General features: G+C 71.0%; 18 protein-coding genes. 9 read left to right on the top strand and 9 right to left on the bottom strand.

What is annotated here, in order from left to right:
* The first annotated feature begins 21 nt into the window (after window positions 1-21).
* Entirely contained in the window at window positions 22-1,146 is a 1,125-nt protein-coding gene (locus ACFVJX_RS04780; RefSeq protein WP_384124064.1) for an MFS transporter, read from the top strand.
* A gap of 60 nt (window positions 1,147-1,206) precedes the next feature.
* On the opposite strand, the gene ACFVJX_RS04775 is transcribed toward ACFVJX_RS04780, so the two are convergent.
* The 3 genes from ACFVJX_RS04775 to ACFVJX_RS04765 form a co-directional block, all read right to left on the bottom strand.
* Window positions 1,207-1,620: a hypothetical protein gene (locus ACFVJX_RS04775; protein ID WP_384123849.1), complete on the bottom strand. Its 414-nt coding sequence runs from the start codon at window positions 1,618-1,620 to the stop codon at window positions 1,207-1,209.
* Window positions 1,621-1,722: 102 nt separating this feature from the next.
* A complete protein-coding gene (locus ACFVJX_RS04770) occupies window positions 1,723-2,061 on the bottom strand; it encodes a winged helix-turn-helix domain-containing protein (RefSeq protein WP_384123847.1) in 339 nt (112 codons plus the stop codon).
* Window positions 2,058-2,474 (bottom strand): hypothetical protein, encoded by a 417-nt coding sequence (locus ACFVJX_RS04765; RefSeq protein ID WP_384123845.1) that lies wholly within the window; start codon window positions 2,472-2,474, stop codon window positions 2,058-2,060. Before ACFVJX_RS04765 ends, ACFVJX_RS04770 begins: the two co-directional genes overlap by 4 nt.
* A 157-nt stretch (window positions 2,475-2,631) precedes the next feature.
* On the opposite strand from ACFVJX_RS04765, the gene ACFVJX_RS04760 reads away from it, so the two are divergent.
* A complete protein-coding gene (locus ACFVJX_RS04760; protein WP_384124087.1) occupies window positions 2,632-2,859 on the top strand; it encodes a hypothetical protein in 228 nt (75 codons plus the stop codon).
* Window positions 2,751-3,041, top strand: coding sequence for a TetR/AcrR family transcriptional regulator C-terminal domain-containing protein (locus tag ACFVJX_RS04755; protein WP_384123843.1), 291 nt, complete (start codon window positions 2,751-2,753; stop codon window positions 3,039-3,041). Before ACFVJX_RS04760 ends, ACFVJX_RS04755 begins: the two co-directional genes overlap by 109 nt.
* Here the strand turns inward: ACFVJX_RS04755 and ACFVJX_RS04750 are convergent.
* Complete coding sequence (locus tag ACFVJX_RS04750) at window positions 3,010-3,738, bottom strand: SAM-dependent methyltransferase (RefSeq protein WP_384123841.1); 729 nt, start codon at window positions 3,736-3,738, stop codon at window positions 3,010-3,012. The two genes, ACFVJX_RS04755 and ACFVJX_RS04750, sit on opposite strands and share 32 nt — an antisense overlap.
* A gap of 122 nt (window positions 3,739-3,860) precedes the next feature.
* A complete protein-coding gene (locus tag ACFVJX_RS04745) occupies window positions 3,861-4,718 on the bottom strand; it encodes a class I SAM-dependent methyltransferase (RefSeq protein ID WP_384123840.1) in 858 nt (285 codons plus the stop codon).
* A 198-nt stretch (window positions 4,719-4,916) separates the two neighbouring features.
* On the opposite strand from ACFVJX_RS04745, the gene ACFVJX_RS04740 reads away from it, so the two are divergent.
* From ACFVJX_RS04740 to ACFVJX_RS04715, 6 genes are all read left to right on the top strand, one after another.
* Window positions 4,917-5,327, top strand: coding sequence for a hypothetical protein (locus ACFVJX_RS04740; RefSeq protein ID WP_384123838.1), 411 nt, complete (start codon window positions 4,917-4,919; stop codon window positions 5,325-5,327).
* Between the two features lie 207 nt (window positions 5,328-5,534).
* Complete coding sequence (locus tag ACFVJX_RS04735) at window positions 5,535-7,019, top strand: aldehyde dehydrogenase family protein (RefSeq protein ID WP_384123836.1); 1,485 nt, start codon at window positions 5,535-5,537, stop codon at window positions 7,017-7,019.
* A gap of 15 nt (window positions 7,020-7,034) precedes the next feature.
* Entirely contained in the window at window positions 7,035-8,573 is a 1,539-nt protein-coding gene (locus ACFVJX_RS04730; RefSeq protein WP_384123834.1) for a GMC family oxidoreductase, read from the top strand.
* On the top strand, window positions 8,570-9,619 hold the full coding sequence (locus ACFVJX_RS04725) for a glycine betaine/L-proline ABC transporter ATP-binding protein (RefSeq protein ID WP_384123832.1): 1,050 nt from the start codon (window positions 8,570-8,572) through the stop codon (window positions 9,617-9,619). The genes ACFVJX_RS04730 and ACFVJX_RS04725 overlap by 4 nt, the downstream gene beginning before the upstream one ends.
* 97 nt (window positions 9,620-9,716) lie before the next feature.
* Window positions 9,717-11,672 carry an ABC transporter permease gene (locus ACFVJX_RS04720; protein ID WP_384123830.1) on the top strand — a complete coding sequence of 652 codons (1,956 nt, stop codon included), beginning with the start codon at window positions 9,717-9,719 and terminating at the stop codon, window positions 11,670-11,672.
* Window position 11,673: 1 nt separating this feature from the next.
* Window positions 11,674-12,639, top strand: a complete 966-nt coding sequence (locus ACFVJX_RS04715; protein WP_384123828.1) for an ABC transporter substrate-binding protein — start codon at window positions 11,674-11,676, stop codon at window positions 12,637-12,639.
* Window positions 12,640-12,696: 57 nt separating this feature from the next.
* On the opposite strand, the gene ACFVJX_RS04710 is transcribed toward ACFVJX_RS04715, so the two are convergent.
* The 4 genes from ACFVJX_RS04710 to ACFVJX_RS04695 form a co-directional block, all read right to left on the bottom strand.
* Window positions 12,697-12,933 (bottom strand): hypothetical protein, encoded by a 237-nt coding sequence (locus tag ACFVJX_RS04710; RefSeq protein ID WP_384123826.1) that lies wholly within the window; start codon window positions 12,931-12,933, stop codon window positions 12,697-12,699.
* A gap of 7 nt (window positions 12,934-12,940) precedes the next feature.
* Window positions 12,941-13,618, bottom strand: coding sequence for a TNT domain-containing protein (locus ACFVJX_RS04705; protein ID WP_384123824.1), 678 nt, complete (start codon window positions 13,616-13,618; stop codon window positions 12,941-12,943).
* A gap of 117 nt (window positions 13,619-13,735) precedes the next feature.
* Window positions 13,736-15,583 (bottom strand): SpoIIE family protein phosphatase, encoded by a 1,848-nt coding sequence (locus tag ACFVJX_RS04700; RefSeq protein WP_384124062.1) that lies wholly within the window; start codon window positions 15,581-15,583, stop codon window positions 13,736-13,738.
* Window positions 15,584-15,838: 255 nt separating this feature from the next.
* On the bottom strand, window positions 15,839-16,000 hold the full coding sequence (locus tag ACFVJX_RS04695; protein ID WP_311308524.1) for a hypothetical protein: 162 nt from the start codon (window positions 15,998-16,000) through the stop codon (window positions 15,839-15,841).
* Between the last annotated feature and the right edge of the window lie 152 nt (window positions 16,001-16,152).

Raw genomic sequence — 16,152 nt, 5'->3', positions numbered from 1 at the left:
GCCGTGGTGTTCGCCATCGGGATGGCGGGCACCACCCTGCCCACACCGCTGTACGGGCTCTATCAGGAACAGATCGGCTTCTCCGAGCTGATGGTGACCGTCGTCTTCGCCGCCTACGCCATCGCGGTCATCACCGTGCTGCTGCTGGCGGGCAACTACTCGGACAAGGTCGGCCGCCGGCCCGTGCTGCTGTGCGCGATGGTGTTCTCGGCCGCGAGCGCCGGCTGCTTCCTCCTGGAGCGCGGTCTGCCGCTGCTCTTCGCGGGACGGCTGCTGTCCGGCTTCGCGGCCGGGCTGCTGAGCGGTGCGGCAACGGCTGCGGTCATCGAACTGGCGGCGCCCGCGCAACGGGCGCGGGCCGGGTTCGCCGCCACGGCCGCGAACATGGGGGGCCTGGGCTGCGGGCCACTGCTGTCCGGGCTCCTCGCGCAGTACACGCCCTGGCCGTTGACGCTGCCGTTCTGGGTCCATCTGGGACTGGTCGCGGCGGCGTCCGCGATCACCTGGTTCCTGCCGGAGACCGTGGCGGAGCCGAAGCGGTGGCCGCGGCCGACGCCCCAGGGGATGACGGTGCCACCCGAGGTGAGGGGCGTGTTTCTGCCGGCTTCGGTGGCCGCCTTCGCGGGCTTCGCGCTGCTCGGGCTGTTCACGGCCGTCGCGCCGAGCTTTGTCTCGCAGACGCTGGACGTGCACAACATGGCCGTCACCGGGGCCGTGGTGTTCTCCGTCTTCCTGGCCTCGACCGCCGGGCAGTCCCTGACGCAACGCATCGGCGCACGGCACGCGCTGCCCGTCGGGTGCGGCATCCTCATGGCAGGCCTGTTGCTGGTGGCTTCTTCGCTGGTCGTGGAGTCCCTGGTCCTGCTGGTGCTCGGCGCGCTGTGCGGGGGCACCGGGCAGGGGCTGGCCTTTCGAGCGGCGCTCACCCTGGTCAGCGGCGCGGCCCCGGCGGAGCACCGCGGCGGCACGATCTCGGCGTTCTTCGTCGTCGCGTACACCGGGATCTCGGTACCGGTGGTGGGGGTCGGAGCCATCGCGACATGGCTCGGTCTGCGCCAGGCCGGACTCGTCTTCACCGGCTGCGTGCTGCTGCTGGCGGCCGGAGCGGGTGCGTATTCGGCGCTGAGGCCGCCGCCGGGGACCTGAGCGGGCGCGTTCGGGCACCCGCCGCCACCGTCCGGTGTGCGCCGCTGCGGAGACGGCGCGTCAGTTCCGCGCGAGTATCCGGTCGGTGAGGCCGGTGTGCGGCCTCCGGGTCGAAGGCCCTGGTGTCCACGGGCTGCGGCGGCCTTCGACGTACGCGCTGAGCGGCTCGCGGGGCGGTGTTTCGATGGCGGCGACGATGCGCTGGTAGTCCGGCGGGAGCATGTCTTCGTCCACGCCCGGCTCGCGGTGCGGGATCAGCACCACCGCCCGGCCGCCCACCTGCGCGGGTATCGGCACGGTCTGGGCGCGTTCGTCGGCGAGTTGCCTGCTCACCCGCTCAAGGACACGCTCGGCGACTGCGAGCTCGTCCCGCCCAGCCCGCACTTCTGCCGGCTGCTCGGCCGGCTGTTCTTCGAACTCGTCCAGTTCCGCACGTCGCGCGGTGATCCGTTCCAGCAGTTCGGGATCCAGCATGCATCAGATCGTAGAAGGCATCCGGGCGACACCGAGGAGAAATCGACGGGCTGGTTGAGGACGGCTGCTCACGCCGTGGCCAGCCGTTCTCGCCCGTCCATGTCACTTCAATTCCAGTGGGCCCGCGATCGCCGTCAGGGCGGCAAGATGGCGCCGGTAGGCATCAGCTCCGTCCTCGGTCAGACGCAACCAGGTCCGCGGCCGACGTCCGACCTGTCCTTTCTCAACTGTCACCCAGTCTGCTTGCTCCAGGCGCGAGACCTGTTTCGACAACGCGGAGTCGGTGATCTCCACGAGATCCCGCACGTAGGCGAACTCGGCCTTCTCCACAGCAGCGAGAGCCGCGACGATCGACAGACGCACAGGCGAGGCCAGAAGAGGAGCGAGGCCGTGTCGGGGGTGAGGGCTGGGCCCTGCGCCGGCCGAGGCTTCCTGCGTCATGCGACGCGCGCTTCCCGCCAGGCCGCCGCGGAAGCCGGCAGCGCGCACACGAGAGCAGCCACGGCGGCGAAGGCGACACTGCTCACGAAGACCGTCGAGCCAAGCACGAGGGCCAAGACGTAGGCGGCCGCCCAAGCGCCGATCACTTTGATGTGCAGGCGGCCATAGCCGCGCGGAGTCACGGGCTGTCGTACGGCGAACAGAGACAGCCCCATGACCACGAGGGCATTTGCAAGCGTGCTGACCAGCGCCCCCATTGCCCCGTGCCACAGCAGCACAGCAGGGACAAGGACCAGCTGCCAGGCGGCGAACAGCCACAGATAGCCCACGTACCAGCGGCTTCGCACCCGCGCGGTCGCCTCGATCCGCGCAGTCCCCTTCAACGCTGCGGTTGCATCCGCCTGTTCACGCATGACACACCCCTCCCGTCGCCGCCGAAAGACCACTCTTTCGACTCCGGCATCTACTTGCCACAGTAGCAACTACTTGACGACCTGGAGAGTCGGCAGCCTGTATGCGCACCTATCCGCTCGATTTGCCCTCACCGACCTGTCGGCACCGCTCGAAGACATGGCACACCAGCTCCTGCCGCGGCACTGCGACGAGCGGTCCCGAGCGCTGCGGCCGCTGCTCCACGCGGAGATCACCCAGTTCCCCGAACTGCTGGAGACCACCCGGTCGCTCCGGGAGTGCCGGCTCAGGGAGGCGCTGGGCACCGGCTCGACCGGCTCGCCCCGGCCGGGCGGCTGCGCCGCTGCGATCCGGCAGAGGCGGCCGAGCGGTTCCTCGCGCTGCTGACCGGCCCGCTGGACGCCAGGTCCCGGTTCGGCACCCGGGACGTGCCCGAAGCGGAGCTCCGGCAGGTGGGGCGGTCGGCCCTATGCACCTTCCTCCGGGCCTACGGAGTGCCGAGTCCCGCCCTGGGGCAGGGCGTTGAGGCCGCTGGGGTCAGCCGTCGGTCCGGCGCAGGACCAGGCTGACGAAGCCCCAGGTGTCCCGGTATCCGCGCAGCCATTCCGAGCGGCGGGTAGCGGCGAAGGCGAGCACCTCCGGGCCGTCGGGGTGGTCCAGCGCCCAGTCGGCCAGCGTGCCCCAGCAGGACCATTCGTAGTCGTCCAGTTCCTGGCGCGTACTGACGTGCCCGTGGACGGGCGTCCAGCCGTCGGCGAGGACCCGGTCCACGGTCGTCGCCAGGTCGGCGAAGTCGCCCAGCATCTCGATGGCCTCCTGTGACGGTTCCCGCTCCCAGAGCCCGTCACCGACCAGGACACGCCCGCCGGGGGCCAGATGTTCGCGTGCTGCTGCCAGGGTGGGGAGCAGGCCGCCGAAGGCGTGGGCGGCGCCGAAGCTCAGGACCACGTCGAACGCGTGCGGGGAGACGAAGTCGGCGGCCGGCATGTGGTGGAGCGTGAGGCGGTCCTCCACCCCGAGCCGGGCGGCCCTCGCCCGGGCGTCCGTCAGCGCGCCCTCGGAGATGTCGACCCCTTCGGCCCGTACTCCGGGCCGGGCGGCCAGTGCGCGCAGGAGCCACTCCCCGGAGCCGCAGCCGAGGTCCAGCACGCGCTCGTCACCGCGCGAGATGCCGTGTTCCAGCAGCCGGCGCACCGAGTCGTCGTCGAGAGGGGACTTGATCGGGTGGCGGGTATGGGCGATCGCGGAGAGCTCTTCTCGGTTCACCGGCGCATCCTGGCAGCACCGACAGCCGCACGCACCCGCTTTTGACGGTGTGCGGCGGCCGAGGGGGCGGGGACCACCCAGCCCGGTGCGGCCCGCCGGCACCCCGCCACCACCGCCACGCGTCAGACGGTGGCGAAGAGCAGGTCCTCTCCGCTCGCCGGACGAAGACCGTCGGCCCGGTCGGCGAAGTAGCGTTCGCCGAGCGTGGTGCCCACCACGTGCCGGGGGTCTTCGAAGCCGGAGTCGCGAGCCAGTGCGAGCATCTCCTTCGGGGTGTAGAAGCTGATGAAGGGCGTCCCGGACGCCCGCGCCCGGGGCTTGGTCGCCTCCAGTGCGTCCCGGTCGGCGTCGTCGATGAGCTCGGCCGGCAGCATGAACGTCATGACGAGCGTCGAGCCGGGGGCCAGCCCGGCGAGCCGCCGCAGGTTCGCCTCGGTGGCCTCCTTGGTGAGGTACACGGTGACGCCGGTGCAGACGACGACGGCCGGCCGGCCTGTGTCGAAGCCCGCGGCGGAGAGCTGCTGCCACCAGTCCCCGCCCTCCTCGAAGTCGACCGGCACCAGGGTCAGTCCGTCCGGGATCCCGTAACCGAGTTCCGTCAGCCTTCGGCGCTTCCAGGCCTGTGTGGCCGGCTGGTCGATCTCGAAGACCCGCAGACGGGAGGCGAGCTCCGGCCGGCGCTGGACGAAGGTGTCGAGTCCCGCCCCCAGGACGACGTACTGGTCGACGCCGCGCTCGGCCTGCTCGGCCACGAGCTCCTCGATGAACCGGGCGCGGGCCACGATGGCCGCCCGGAATCCGCTGGTTTCCTGCGGGTCCATGTCGGGGCGGCTGCGCCAGTCGTCCTGGGGGGCCGCCAGCTCCAGACCGATCTCGTCCTCGAACACATGAGGCGGCGCGTCCGCCCTGAGGTGCAGCGCCCGCCAGAGTGCCACCCGCTCCGCGGTGCTGTCCGGAGCCACTTTCTCTTCGTCCGCCATGGCTGTCTCCACTCCTCGCGGTCCTGTCCCGGGCGGGACCCGGCGCCTTCGAGTATGTCCGGCCGCGCCCCGGACGGCCGCCCCATCGGCCCGGGGCATGCCGGCCCCGCGTAACCCAAATGGGTCTATATTTATGTTTTCCCTGCATTTCATACCATCCGATTCGGGGGTTCGACCCGAACGAGGGAGGTGTGCCCGATGACGGTTCCCAACCGGATCCGCACCGTGCTGGCCGGCGCCGCGGCGACCGGCCTGCTCGCGGGTGCCGCAGCTCTGGGTACCGCCGGCGCGGCCGAGGCCGCTCCGGCGTCGGCTCCCGTCCCGGCCACCGCGTACACCACCGGTCACCACGACGACAGGTGCACATGGCAACCGGGCCACTGGCAGAAGCAGTGGGCCGGGGGGCATTGGCAGAAGCAGTGGGTCAAGGGCCTCCACTCGGTCCACCGGACCTGGCACCCCGGTCACCACGACCACCACGGCACGTGGCACCGCGGCTACTGGAGCAGCCACAGCCGGTGGTACGAGGGCCACTGGAGCCATGTGTACGTCCCCGGCCACTGGGACACCCACTGGGCGAAGGGCCACTGGAACTGCCGCCACCGCTGAGCCGGCGGCGGTCGGTGTACACCACACGGAAAGGGGTTCGGGGCCACGGTCCGCGAACCCCTTCCGCTGCCCTGACGTGCGAATTCAGTGAACCGGGTCACTTAGGGACGGTCTTCGCGCATGGCTTCGCCCTTCCGGGGAAGAGGCCCAGACCGCCGGGGTTCACCCGGCGTCAGACGTACGGCCACCGAAAGGGCAGCACACGACGTGTCGGCACAACACACGATCCAGGTAGCGGGAGAGTGGCGAGCCGCCGCATCCGCCGCCACTCGCGAGATCCTCGACCCCGTGGACGCGACCGCGTTCGCCGTCGTGGCGGAGGGGGACGCCGTCGACGCGGATGCCGCCGTGGCCGCGGCCCGGGCCGCCTTCGACACGGGGCCCTGGCCGCACACCTCCGTCGGGGAGCGGGCCGCGCTGCTCAGGCGCGTGGCCACCCTGCTGGAGCGCGACCGGGAGAAGATCGGCGCCCTGGAGTGCCGTGACGCCGGCAAGACGCTCGAAGAGGGCCGGGTGGACGTGGACTGCGTGCGCGACGCCTTCCGCTACTTCGCCGACCTTGTCATGAACGAGGGCGGCGGCCGCGTCGTCGATGCCGGGTCCGAGGAGATCCACAGTGTCGTCGTGCATGAACCGGTCGGCGTCTGCGGACTCATCACGCCGTGGAACTACCCGCTGCTCCAGGCCAGTTGGAAGATCGCCCCGGCTCTCGCAGCGGGCAACACCTTTGTGATCAAGCCGAGCGAGATCACCCCGCTGACCACGGTCGCCCTCATCGCGCTGCTCACCGAGGCCGGTCTGCCGGCCGGAGTGGCCAACATCGTCACGGGCCCCGGTGCCACGGTCGGCGCCCGGCTCGCGGACCACCCCGATGTCGACCTGGTCTCCTTCACCGGCGGGCTCACCAGCGGTACGAAGGTGATGCGGGCCGCAGCCGACACCGTCAAGAAGGTCGCGCTCGAACTCGGCGGCAAGAACCCCAACGTGGTGTTCGCGGACGCGTGCGCCACCGAGGAGGGCTTCGACACCGCGGTCGACCAGGCGCTCAACGCCGCCTTCATCCACAGCGGCCAGGTCTGCTCCGCCGGATCACGGCTGATCGTCGAGGAATCCGTGCGCGAGCGGTTCGTCACCGAAATCGCCCGGCGCGCCGAGCGGATCAGGATCGGCCGCGGCACGGACGCCGGCGTCGAGTGCGGTCCGCTCGTCTCCGCCCAGCAGCTCGCCAGGACCGAGGAGTTCGTCGCCTCCGCGCTCAAGGAGGGCGCGGTGCTGCGGGCGGGCGGCGAGCGCCCCGAGGGCCCCGGCTACTTCTACCGTCCGACCGTCCTGGACCACTGCGACCGCTCCATGCGCGTCGTGCGCGAGGAGGTCTTCGGACCGGTGCTGACCGTCGAGACCTTCCGCACCGAGGACGAGGCCGTGACTCTCGCCAACGACACCGACTACGGCCTGGCCGGCGGTGTGTGGACCTCCGACGCGGGCCGCGGGCGCCGGGTCGCGGCTCGGCTGCGCCACGGCACCGTCTGGATCAACGACTTCCACCCCTACCTGCCGCAGGCCGAGTGGGGCGGCTTCGGGAAGTCCGGCATCGGCCGGGAGCTGGGCCCGACGGGTCTCGCCGAGTACCGCGAGTCCAAGCACATCTATCAGAACCTCGCTCCGCGCCCGGTGCGCTGGTTCGCGGGCTGAGCGGGAGCAGAGGCGATGGAGAACATGACCCACTACGACTACGTCGTCGTCGGCGGCGGCACCGCGGGTTCGGTGATCGCGTCCCGGCTGACCGAGGACCCCGATGTCACCGTCGCCCTCATCGAGGGCGGACCGAGTGACGTGGGACGCGACGACGTCCTGACCCTGCGCCGCTGGATGGGCCTCCTCGGCGGGGAGCTCGACTACGACTACCCCACGACCGAGCAGCCACGTGGCAACTCGAACATCCGGCACAGCAGGGCGCGGGTGCTCGGCGGATGCTCGTCCCACAACACGCTGATCGCGTTCAGGCCGCTGCCGTCCGACTGGGACGAGTGGGCCGAGGCCGGCGCGGACGGCTGGGACTCCGCCTCGATGGACCCGTACTTCCACCGGCTGCGCAACAACATCGTCCCCGTGGACGAGGCCGACCGCAACGCCATCGCCCGTGACTTCGTCGACGCGGCGCGGACGACGCTCGGCGTGCCGCGGGTCGAGGGCTTCAACAAGGCGGCCTTCCAGGACGGAGTGGGGTTCTTCGACCTCGCCTACCATCCCGAGAACAACAAGCGCTCCTCCGCCTCGGTCGCCTACCTGCACCCCTTCCTCGACCGGCCGAACCTCCATATCGCCCTGGAGACCTGGGCGTTCCGGCTGGAGCTCGACGGCACCCGGGCCACCGGTGTGCAGGTGCGGACCGCGGACGGCGAGGAGCGGCTCGTACGCGCCCGGCGCGAGGTGATCGTGTGCGCGGGCGCGGTGGACACCCCGCGGCTGCTGATGCACTCCGGGATAGGTCACCGCGCGGAGCTCGAGAAGCTCGGCATTCCCGTGGTGCACGACCTGCCGGGTGTGGGTGAGAACCTGCTCGACCACCCGGAGTCGGTCATCGTCTGGGAGACGCACGGGCCGATACCCGAGAACTCCGCGATGGACAGCGACGCCGGACTGTTCGTACGGCGGGACCCGCAGAGCCCGGGGCCCGACCTGATGTTCCACTTCTACCAGATCCCGTTCACGGACAACCCGGAACGGCTCGGTTACGAGCGTCCGCCGCACGGGGTGTCCATGACGCCGAACATCCCGAAGCCGAGGAGCCGGGGCCGGCTGTATCTCACCAGCCCGGACCCCGAGGTCAAACCCGCCCTGGACTTCCGCTACTTCACCGACGCGGAGGACTACGACGGACGGACGCTCGTCGACGGGATCAGGATCGCCCGTGAGATCGCCGCGCAGGAGCCGCTGGCGGGCTGGCTGAAGCGGGAGGTCTGCCCGGGGCCCGAGATCACATCGGACGAGGATCTGAGCGAGTACGCGCGCAAGGTCGCGCACACCGTCTACCACCCGGCCGGCACCTGCCGGATGGGCGCGGCCGACGACGCGCTCGCCGTGGTCGCACCCGATCTGCGGATCCGCGGCCTGGACGCCGTCCGTATCGCCGACGCGTCGGTCTTCCCGACCATGACGACCGTCAACCCGATGATCGGTGTGCTGATGGTCGGGGAGAAATGCGCAGATCTGCTCCGCGCCACTACTGGGGGTCATGCCCGATGAGTACACCGCCGCACGTCTTCTCCGTGAACAACCTCTGGAAGGTCTTCGGGCCGAAGGCCGACCGCGTGCCGGGCGACGCCGAGCTCGCCGCACTGGACGCCGCCGAACTGCGCAGGCGTACCGGCTGCACCGCCGCCGTGCGTGATGTCTCCTTCGACGTCCGCAAGGGTGAGGTGTTCGTCGTGATGGGCCTGTCCGGGTCCGGGAAGTCCACCCTCGTACGCTGCCTCACCCGGCTCGTCGAGCCGACGTCCGGCGAGATCACCATGGACGGCGAGGACGTGCTGTCCATGGACTCCGGACGGCTGCGTGAACTGCGCCGGCACCGCGCCGCCATGGTCTTCCAGCACTTCGGTCTGCTGCCGCACCGCTCGGTCCTGGACAACGTCGCGTACGGGCTGGAGATCCAGGGCATGGGCCGGGTCCAGCGGCGTGAACGGGCCGCCGAGTTCATCGGCAAGGTCGGCCTGGACGGTCTGGAGAACCGGCGCCCCGGGCAGCTGTCCGGCGGTCAGCAGCAGCGTGTCGGGCTCGCGCGGGCACTCGCCGTCGATCCCGAAGTGCTGCTGTTCGACGAGCCGTTCAGCGCCCTCGACCCACTCATCCGGCGCGACATGCAGGAGGAGGTCGTACGGCTGCACGGCGAGGAGGGCCGCACGATGGTCTTCATCACCCATGACCTCAACGAGGCGCTGAAACTCGGTGACCGGATCGCACTGATGCGGGACGGGATGATCGTGCAACTCGGCACGCCGGAGGAGATCGTGGGATCGCCGGCCGACGACTACGTCCGGGACTTCGTGCGTGACGTTCCGCGCGAACAGGTCATGACGGTGAGGGCTGCCATGCGTCCCGCCGCCGGCGCGGAGAGCGGCTCGGGTCCCGCCCTGACACCGGACACCACCGTGTCCGAGGCGATCGAGGCGGTCGTCCGCACCGGCGAGACCGCCCGTGTCGTGGACGGTGGCCGCTGCCTGGGCGTGGTCGACCACGCCTGTCTGCTCGGTGTCGTGGCCGGGGCCCCCGCCGTGAAGGAGGCCGCGTGATGCGGATGACCCATTCACCGGCCCCGCCGGGCCGCACCCCCCTCCCCTGTCCGCGGCGGGCCGCGGCGCCTGCCGTCACGAGCGTGAGGTGGCCGCGATGAGCGTCACCACCACCGCGCGTCCCACCGGGCTCGGAGCCTCCGCGACCATCGCCTCACTCGCACGGCGACGCACCGGCCTCCTGCTCGCGGGAGCGGTCCTGCTGCTCGTACTCGGTACGTTCCTCGTCGGCGGGGGCGAGTGGCCGAGCGCCCTCACCGTCGACCTCAGCGGTCCGCTCGGCAGGGTCAGCGACTGGATCATCGACAACCGGGACACCCACCCACTGTTCCTGTACTTCTTCGGGCACATCAGCAACGCCGTCGTGCTCTCGGTGCGCGGGGTCTACCTGGTCCTGCTCGCCGCGGGCTGGGCCGGTGTCACGGCGGCCGTCGGGCTGCTCGCCTGGCGGGTGGCGGGCGTCCGGCTCGCCCTGTCCGGCGTCGTCGCGTTCCTGCTCTGCGGACTGCTCGGCATGTGGGTGCCCACCATGCAGACCCTGGCTCTGATGGTCGTCGCGGTCCTGGTGTCCGTGGCGTTCGGAGCGCTCCTCGGTCTGGCCGCGGGGCTGTCGGACCGGGTCTTCCGCCTGCTGCGGCCGGTACTCGACACCATGCAGGTGATGCCGGCCTTCGCGTATCTGCTGCCGGTGGTGCTCGTCTTCGGGATCGGCGTGCCGGCCGCGGTGCTGGCGACGGTCGTGTACGCGGCGCCGCCGATGGCCCGGCTCACCGCGCTCGGGCTGCGTGACGCCGACGCGGGCGTGATGGAGGCAGCCGCCTCGCTCGGTGCCACCGGACGGCAGCGGCTGCTGACGGCCCGGCTCCCGCTGGCCCGCAAGGAACTGCTGCTCGGCCTGAACCAGACGATCATGATGGCGCTCTCGATGGCCGTCATCGCCTCCGTGATCGGTGCGGGCGGACTCGGTGACCGCGTCTACCAGGCCCTCGCCTCCGTCGATGTCGGGGCCGCTCTGGCGGCCGGCATCCCGATCGTGCTGCTCGCCGTGGTGCTCGACCGGGTCACCGGCGCGGCAGGCGGCAACATCGGCGCCGCGCCGCGTCCCGGATCGGCCCGGCTCGGCTGGGCCGTCGCGGCGGCCGGCACCGTGGTCGTCGCCGTCGTGGCACGTCTCGTCTCCGGTACGAGCTGGCCGGACGGCTGGACGGTCGCCGTCGCCGAGCCCGTCAACAGGGCGGTCGACTGGATGACCGGCCATCTGTACTCCGGTGTACCGGTCGTCGGCGGGACGGCCGACTGGGCCGGCCACTTCACCACCTGGGTCCTGGACCCGGTGCGCGACGGACTGCAGTGGCTGCCCTGGTGGGCCGTGCTCCTGCTGATCGCCGTGCTCGCCATGCTGATCGGCACCTGGCGCACCACCGTGACCGCCGTCCTCGCGATGGCCGCCATCGGGGTGCTCGGCGTCTGGGACCCGGCCCTCGACACGCTCTCCCAGGTGCTGGCCGGTGTCGTGGTCACCCTGGTCGCCGGTTTCGCCGTAGGCATCGCCGCTTCCCGCAGCGAACGGGTGGAACGGCTGCTGCGCCCCGTGCTGGACGTGTTCCAGACGATGCCGCAGTTCGTCTATCTCATTCCCGTCGTCGCCCTGTTCGGCGTCGGCCGCGCACCGGCGGTGGCCGCCGCCGTGGTCTACGCGCTGCCGGCGGTCGTCCGCATCACCACCCAGGGCCTGAACGGCGTCGACGCGGCCACCATGGAATCCTCGCGCTCCCTCGGCGCGACCGGGGCCCAGCAGCTGCTCAAGGTCCAGCTTCCGCTGGCCAGGCCCGCGCTGCTCCTGGCCGTCAACCAGGGGGTCGTCCTGGTGCTCGCCGTCGTGGTCATCGGCGGTCTCGTCGGTGGCGGGGCGCTCGGTTACTCCGCGGTGTTCGGCCTCGCGCAGGGCGATCTCGCGACCGGGCTGGTCGCCGGCGCCGCGATCGTCCTCCTCGGCCTGATGCTCGACCGCGTCACCCAGCCGACGGCCCGTCACTCCGGAAAGGGGGCCTGACATGGCTCGTCCGCGCACTCCACTCATCGCGCTCGTCTCCGCCACGGCACTGGTCGCCGTGGCCGGATGCGGAGCTGCGGACATGACCCAGCAGTCGTCGCCGTTCGCCAACGCGCAGGGCGCGAAGACCGTGACCCTGTCCGTGCAGTCGTGGGTCGGCGCCCAGGCGAACGTGGCCGTCGCCCAGTACCTCCTGGAACACGAGCTGGGCTACCGCGTCGACACCGTCCAGATCGACGAGGTGCCCGCCTGGGACGCCCTCAGCCAGGGCCGGGTGGACGCGATCCTGGAGGACTGGGGCCACCCGGACCAGGAGGCCAGGTACGTCAAGGACAAGAAGACGATCAGTCCGGGCGGCGATCTGGGCGTCACCGGGCACATCGGCTGGTTCGTGCCGACGTACTTCGCCAAGCAGCACCCCGACGTCACCGACTGGCACAACCTCAACAAGTACGCCGATCAGTTCCGCACGGCGGAGAGCGGCGGCAAGGGCCAGTTGCTGGACGGCTCCCCGTCCTACGTCACCAACGACAAGGCCCTGGTGCAGAATCTGGGCCTGGACTACCAGGTCGTGTTCTCCGGGTCGGAAGCCGCTCAGATCACACAGATCAAGCAGTTCGCCAAGGAGAAGAAGCCGTTCCTCTCCTACTGGTACAAGCCGCAGTGGCTGTTCGAGAAGGTGCCGATGACGGAGGTGAAGCTGCCCGCGTACAAGGACGGGTGCGACGCCGACGCGAAGAAGGTCGCGTGCGCCTACCCGCAGACACCGCTGCAGAAGTACCTCAACGCCCGCTTCGCGGGCAGCGGCGGCAAGGCTGCCCAGTTCCTCAAGAAGTTCTCCTGGAACACCGAGGACCAGAACAAGGTCGCCCTGATGATCGCCGATCAGAAACTGTCCCCCGAGGACGCGGCGAAGAAGTGGGTGGACGAGAACGAGAAGACGTGGCGGGCCTGGATCCCCCGCTGACGCCTGTGGGCTGACCGGACGTCGTCCGTCCGGTCAGCCCGTGCCGGTATGCGGGCGCTACGGAACGAGCAGGTGGAGCAGATGGGCGCAGGCTGTCGATTCGTCCGGGTGCCGGGCGATCACCTCGTAGCTGCCGCGTTCGTACGCCCCGGTCTCCCAGTCCCCGTCGGACGCCTGCCGCAGGAACAGGAAGTCGGGCGGGGTGGGGGCCGGTTCGTGAACCCCCTCGATGCGGTAGTAGCCGTCGGCGACTCCTGCCTCGCTCAGTGCGGCCCGCAGTTCCCGGCGTTCCACGTCGGTACTACGCGCCGGCCGGGGCGAGGTAGTCGTGCTCCAGCAGCCACTTGACGTTCAGCCGTTCGCCCTGGCCCGGGTCGAGGAAGACCGCGTCGAGCTTGATCTGCTGGCCGCCGCCCGACTGCTCGAACCAGGGGGCGATGCTGCCCTGCCAGACCCAGAAGGGCTTGGCGACCTTGTACACCCGGTAGTCGCAGGGAAAGGCGGCCTCACGGGTGTTGAGGTTCTGCGGCGGCAGAGCCCGCTCGGCGTACGAGTCACCGGCAGGGGCCAGGTAACCGCCGTACTCCGAGCCGAAGCGGTCCAGGCGCTGGCCGGGGCGCAGTTTCGTCGGCTCCTTGTCGACCTGGCCGTTGACCTCGCCGAAGCCGTCGTTGGGCGGGTACTTCCAGCTTCCGGTGTCGGCGGGCCCCTCCCAGTACTTCTTCAGGAAGGCCTGGGGGGACAGCCCCCCGGTGCGCTGGTAGCCCTTCAGGAGCGGGCCGACCGGGGCCAGGTTCTTGTTCGGCAGCCACTGGGGGCCGAGCCGCGCGTCGTCGTGGAACTCGCCGGTGCAGGGCTCGTGCCGGACCGTGGCCGCGGAAGGCCGGTTCTCCGGCTTCGCCGCGGCGCTCGCCGCGGGGGCCGTGATCAGTCCGGCAGTGATGCCGAGTGCGGCAAGTACGGTGCGCATGCGGTGCATTCAGATGTCCCCTCGAGTACTGATGATCTATCAGTGAGGTGACAAAGAGTATCCGCACGAGCACAGCGGGTTTCGACACCATGCCGTTTCACGCGACGAGGGCGTGGCGCCCCGCTCTCATCCGGCCGTGCCGCCCCCGGTCTCGGGGGCTGCCTCGGTGAGCGCGAACCAGGCGGTCTTGCCCTCGGGTTCGGGACGCACACCCCACTGATCGGCCAGGATGTCGAGCAGCAGAAGTCCGCGCCCCGAGGAGGCGAGTTCGCCAGGGGTCCGCTGGTGGGGCAGCTCGTCGCCGCGGTCCATGACCTCGACGAGCAGCCGCCGGCGGCCGGTCTCCCCGGTGACGTACGCGGTGAGTGAGCCGTCCTGGTCGGTGTGCACGAGGACGTTGCCGAGGAGTTCCGTCGCCAGGAGCACCGCGGTGTCCACCTGGTCCGGCCGTGCCCAGTCGTACAGCAGCGCCTTCAGTTCGGCGCGCGCCTCGGACAGCCCCTCGCCCTGGTCCTGGCCGATGCTCAGCACCAGCCGCCGCCGGTTCACCTCGGCCTGCGGCTGCCCGGAGTCCCGGCGCAGGAGCAGGAGGGCGATGTCGTCGCCGTCGCGTGCGGCAGCGGCCTCCCGGGCACCGGGTTCGGGGCTGAGCACGGCCGACATCAGCCGGTCCGCCATCCCCTCCAGGTCCTCGACGGGTCCGGGCGAGAACGCGTCGCGCACCCGCACCCAGCCGCTGTACATGTCGTGGCCGCCGTTCTCGATCAGCCCGTCCGTGCACAGCATCAGGACCTCGCCCTCGTGCAGGCGCACGGTGTCGACGGGGTAGTCCTCCTCGCCGGGCATCAGTCCGAGCGGCAGGCCGCCGCTGATGTGCTTGATCAGACAGGTGCCGTCGGGTGTGCGCAGGACCGGGTGCGGATGGCCGGCCCGCGCGATGTGCAGGTTGCCGGTGGACGGGTCGGCCTCGATGTAGAGGCAGGTGGCGAACCGGTCCTGGTCGAGAGTGGTCAGGAAGCGCGAGGCCCGTGCCAGTACGGCGTCCGGCCCGTGCCCCTCGGCGGCGTAGGCGTGCACGGCCGTGCGGAGCTGGGCCATCAGTCCGGCGGCGTGCACGTCGTGCCCCTGCACGTCGCCGATGACCAGGGCCAGCCGGCCGTTGGGCAGGTCGATGCTGTCGTACCAGTCCCCGCCGACCATGAGCCCTCCCCCGGTCGGCACGTAGCGCGTCGCGACGCTCAGGCCGGTCAGGGCCGGGCCGGCGGTGCGCATGCTCCGGCGCAGTCCCCGGGAGAGGGCCAGTTCGGCGCGGCTGGCACGGGCGCGTTCCAGGACCTGGGCGATCATCCTGCCGGTGACGGTCAGCAGGGCGCGCTCGCTCGTCGTGAACTCCACCGGCGAGCGGAAGGCGGCGAGCCACACCCCCACCACCCGCCCGGCGGTGACGAGCGGCAGGAACGCCCACGCGTTGCGGTCCTTGCGGGCGGACAGGTACCAGGTGGCGGGAAACCTGCGGCGGTACTCCTGCGTCGAAGGGAGAAAGACGGCCCGGCCGGTCCTGGCCACCTCGGTGGCCGGGTAGCCGGTGGCGAGCGGCATCCGGAATCCCGGGTCGGGCGCACCGCCGGGGCGGAATCCGTACTGGCCCAGGGCGCTCAGGGACCCCTCGTCGATGCCGAACACACACTGTCCGTCCAGCGGGAATTCCGGGGCGTACAGCCCGGCCACCAGCCTCAGCGCCTCGTCGAGCGAGTCGGACTCCGCGAGGGTGTGACCGGTGGTGAGCAGGAGCGAGTCGCGGCGTCTGGCCGCCTCATCGGCCGGGGCGCCGACAGCCGGTGCCGGGGTGTCGACAGCCGGTGCCGGGGCGCCGCGCTGTTCCGGACGAGGCGTGTCCATGCTGTTCAGCGCGGCGATCTGGTCCAGCTCGGCCTCGAACTCGTCCGGCGGCGGCTCATGCCCTTCACCACCCATCCGGCATCCCTTCGTCCCGATGTCGTCGCCGACTGCTCGTTCCATGCTCCGACGGCGGAGCCGGGTCCGCAGTGCGAGAGACCGGAACGGGGGCGCGCCGGGCGCCGGGGAGCAGGGGACCGCGGGGCCCGCAGGACCTTGCAGGACAGGGCCCGGGGCGTGTCCCGAAGGCCCCGCCCGCCCCGCGGCGTCCGGCACGCTCGCGGCGTTACGGGGCCCGGCCTGCGGGCGAGGACGGCAGTTCGACGACAGGCCCTAGCGGTACGCCGCCGACCTGCGTACATCGCTGAAGTCGATGGCCCGGTCGGCCTCGCGCAGAGTCTCCTCAGCCACTCGGCGCACCTCCGCCGGAACATCCCCGTGCTCCTCCACGAGACCGGCGTAGATCGGTGCCTCGGAACTGTCTGTGAAACTCACGTCGAACTGCCTCAATCGGTTGGTTATGCCATCGTTCGGCCGGAAACAGGGGCCGATTCTACGTGGTCCCCCATTTGGTCGGCGGGCGGCACCGAGGAGTGGGCATCCGGCCGCCGCCCGGCCCCGGCTCACGATCTTCCGCCGCCATTTCC

This window comes from Streptomyces sp. NPDC127177, from assembly GCF_042672475.1.
In the GTDB taxonomy this organism is placed as follows: domain Bacteria; phylum Actinomycetota; class Actinomycetes; order Streptomycetales; family Streptomycetaceae; genus Streptomyces.
The sequence above is the reverse complement of the archived record's forward strand: the minus strand, read 5'-3'. Positions and strand labels throughout refer to the sequence as shown.

What these genes read in the sequence shown, in the direction of transcription:
- ACFVJX_RS04715 (WP_384123828.1), top strand. Translation starts at nt 11,674, where the DNA reads ATGGCTCGTCCGCGCACTCCACTCATCGCGCTCGTCTCCGCCACGGCA.
- ACFVJX_RS04740 (WP_384123838.1), top strand. Translation starts at nt 4,917, where the DNA reads ATGACGGTTCCCAACCGGATCCGCACCGTGCTGGCCGGCGCCGCGGCG.
- ACFVJX_RS04705 (WP_384123824.1), bottom strand. Translation starts at nt 13,618, where the DNA reads ATGCACCGCATGCGCACCGTACTTGCCGCACTCGGCATCACTGCCGGA.
- ACFVJX_RS04770 (WP_384123847.1), bottom strand. Translation starts at nt 2,061, where the DNA reads ATGACGCAGGAAGCCTCGGCCGGCGCAGGGCCCAGCCCTCACCCCCGA.
- ACFVJX_RS04775 (WP_384123849.1), bottom strand. Translation starts at nt 1,620, where the DNA reads ATGCTGGATCCCGAACTGCTGGAACGGATCACCGCGCGACGTGCGGAA.
- ACFVJX_RS04765 (WP_384123845.1), bottom strand. Translation starts at nt 2,474, where the DNA reads ATGCGTGAACAGGCGGATGCAACCGCAGCGTTGAAGGGGACTGCGCGG.
- ACFVJX_RS04760 (WP_384124087.1), top strand. Translation starts at nt 2,632, where the DNA reads ATGGCACACCAGCTCCTGCCGCGGCACTGCGACGAGCGGTCCCGAGCG.
- ACFVJX_RS04745 (WP_384123840.1), bottom strand. Translation starts at nt 4,718, where the DNA reads ATGGCGGACGAAGAGAAAGTGGCTCCGGACAGCACCGCGGAGCGGGTG.
- ACFVJX_RS04725 (WP_384123832.1), top strand. Translation starts at nt 8,570, where the DNA reads ATGAGTACACCGCCGCACGTCTTCTCCGTGAACAACCTCTGGAAGGTC.
- ACFVJX_RS04780 (WP_384124064.1), top strand. Translation starts at nt 22, where the DNA reads ATGGCGGGCACCACCCTGCCCACACCGCTGTACGGGCTCTATCAGGAA.
- ACFVJX_RS04700 (WP_384124062.1), bottom strand. Translation starts at nt 15,583, where the DNA reads ATGGGTGGTGAAGGGCATGAGCCGCCGCCGGACGAGTTCGAGGCCGAG.
- ACFVJX_RS04720 (WP_384123830.1), top strand. Translation starts at nt 9,717, where the DNA reads ATGAGCGTCACCACCACCGCGCGTCCCACCGGGCTCGGAGCCTCCGCG.
- ACFVJX_RS04730 (WP_384123834.1), top strand. Translation starts at nt 7,035, where the DNA reads ATGGAGAACATGACCCACTACGACTACGTCGTCGTCGGCGGCGGCACC.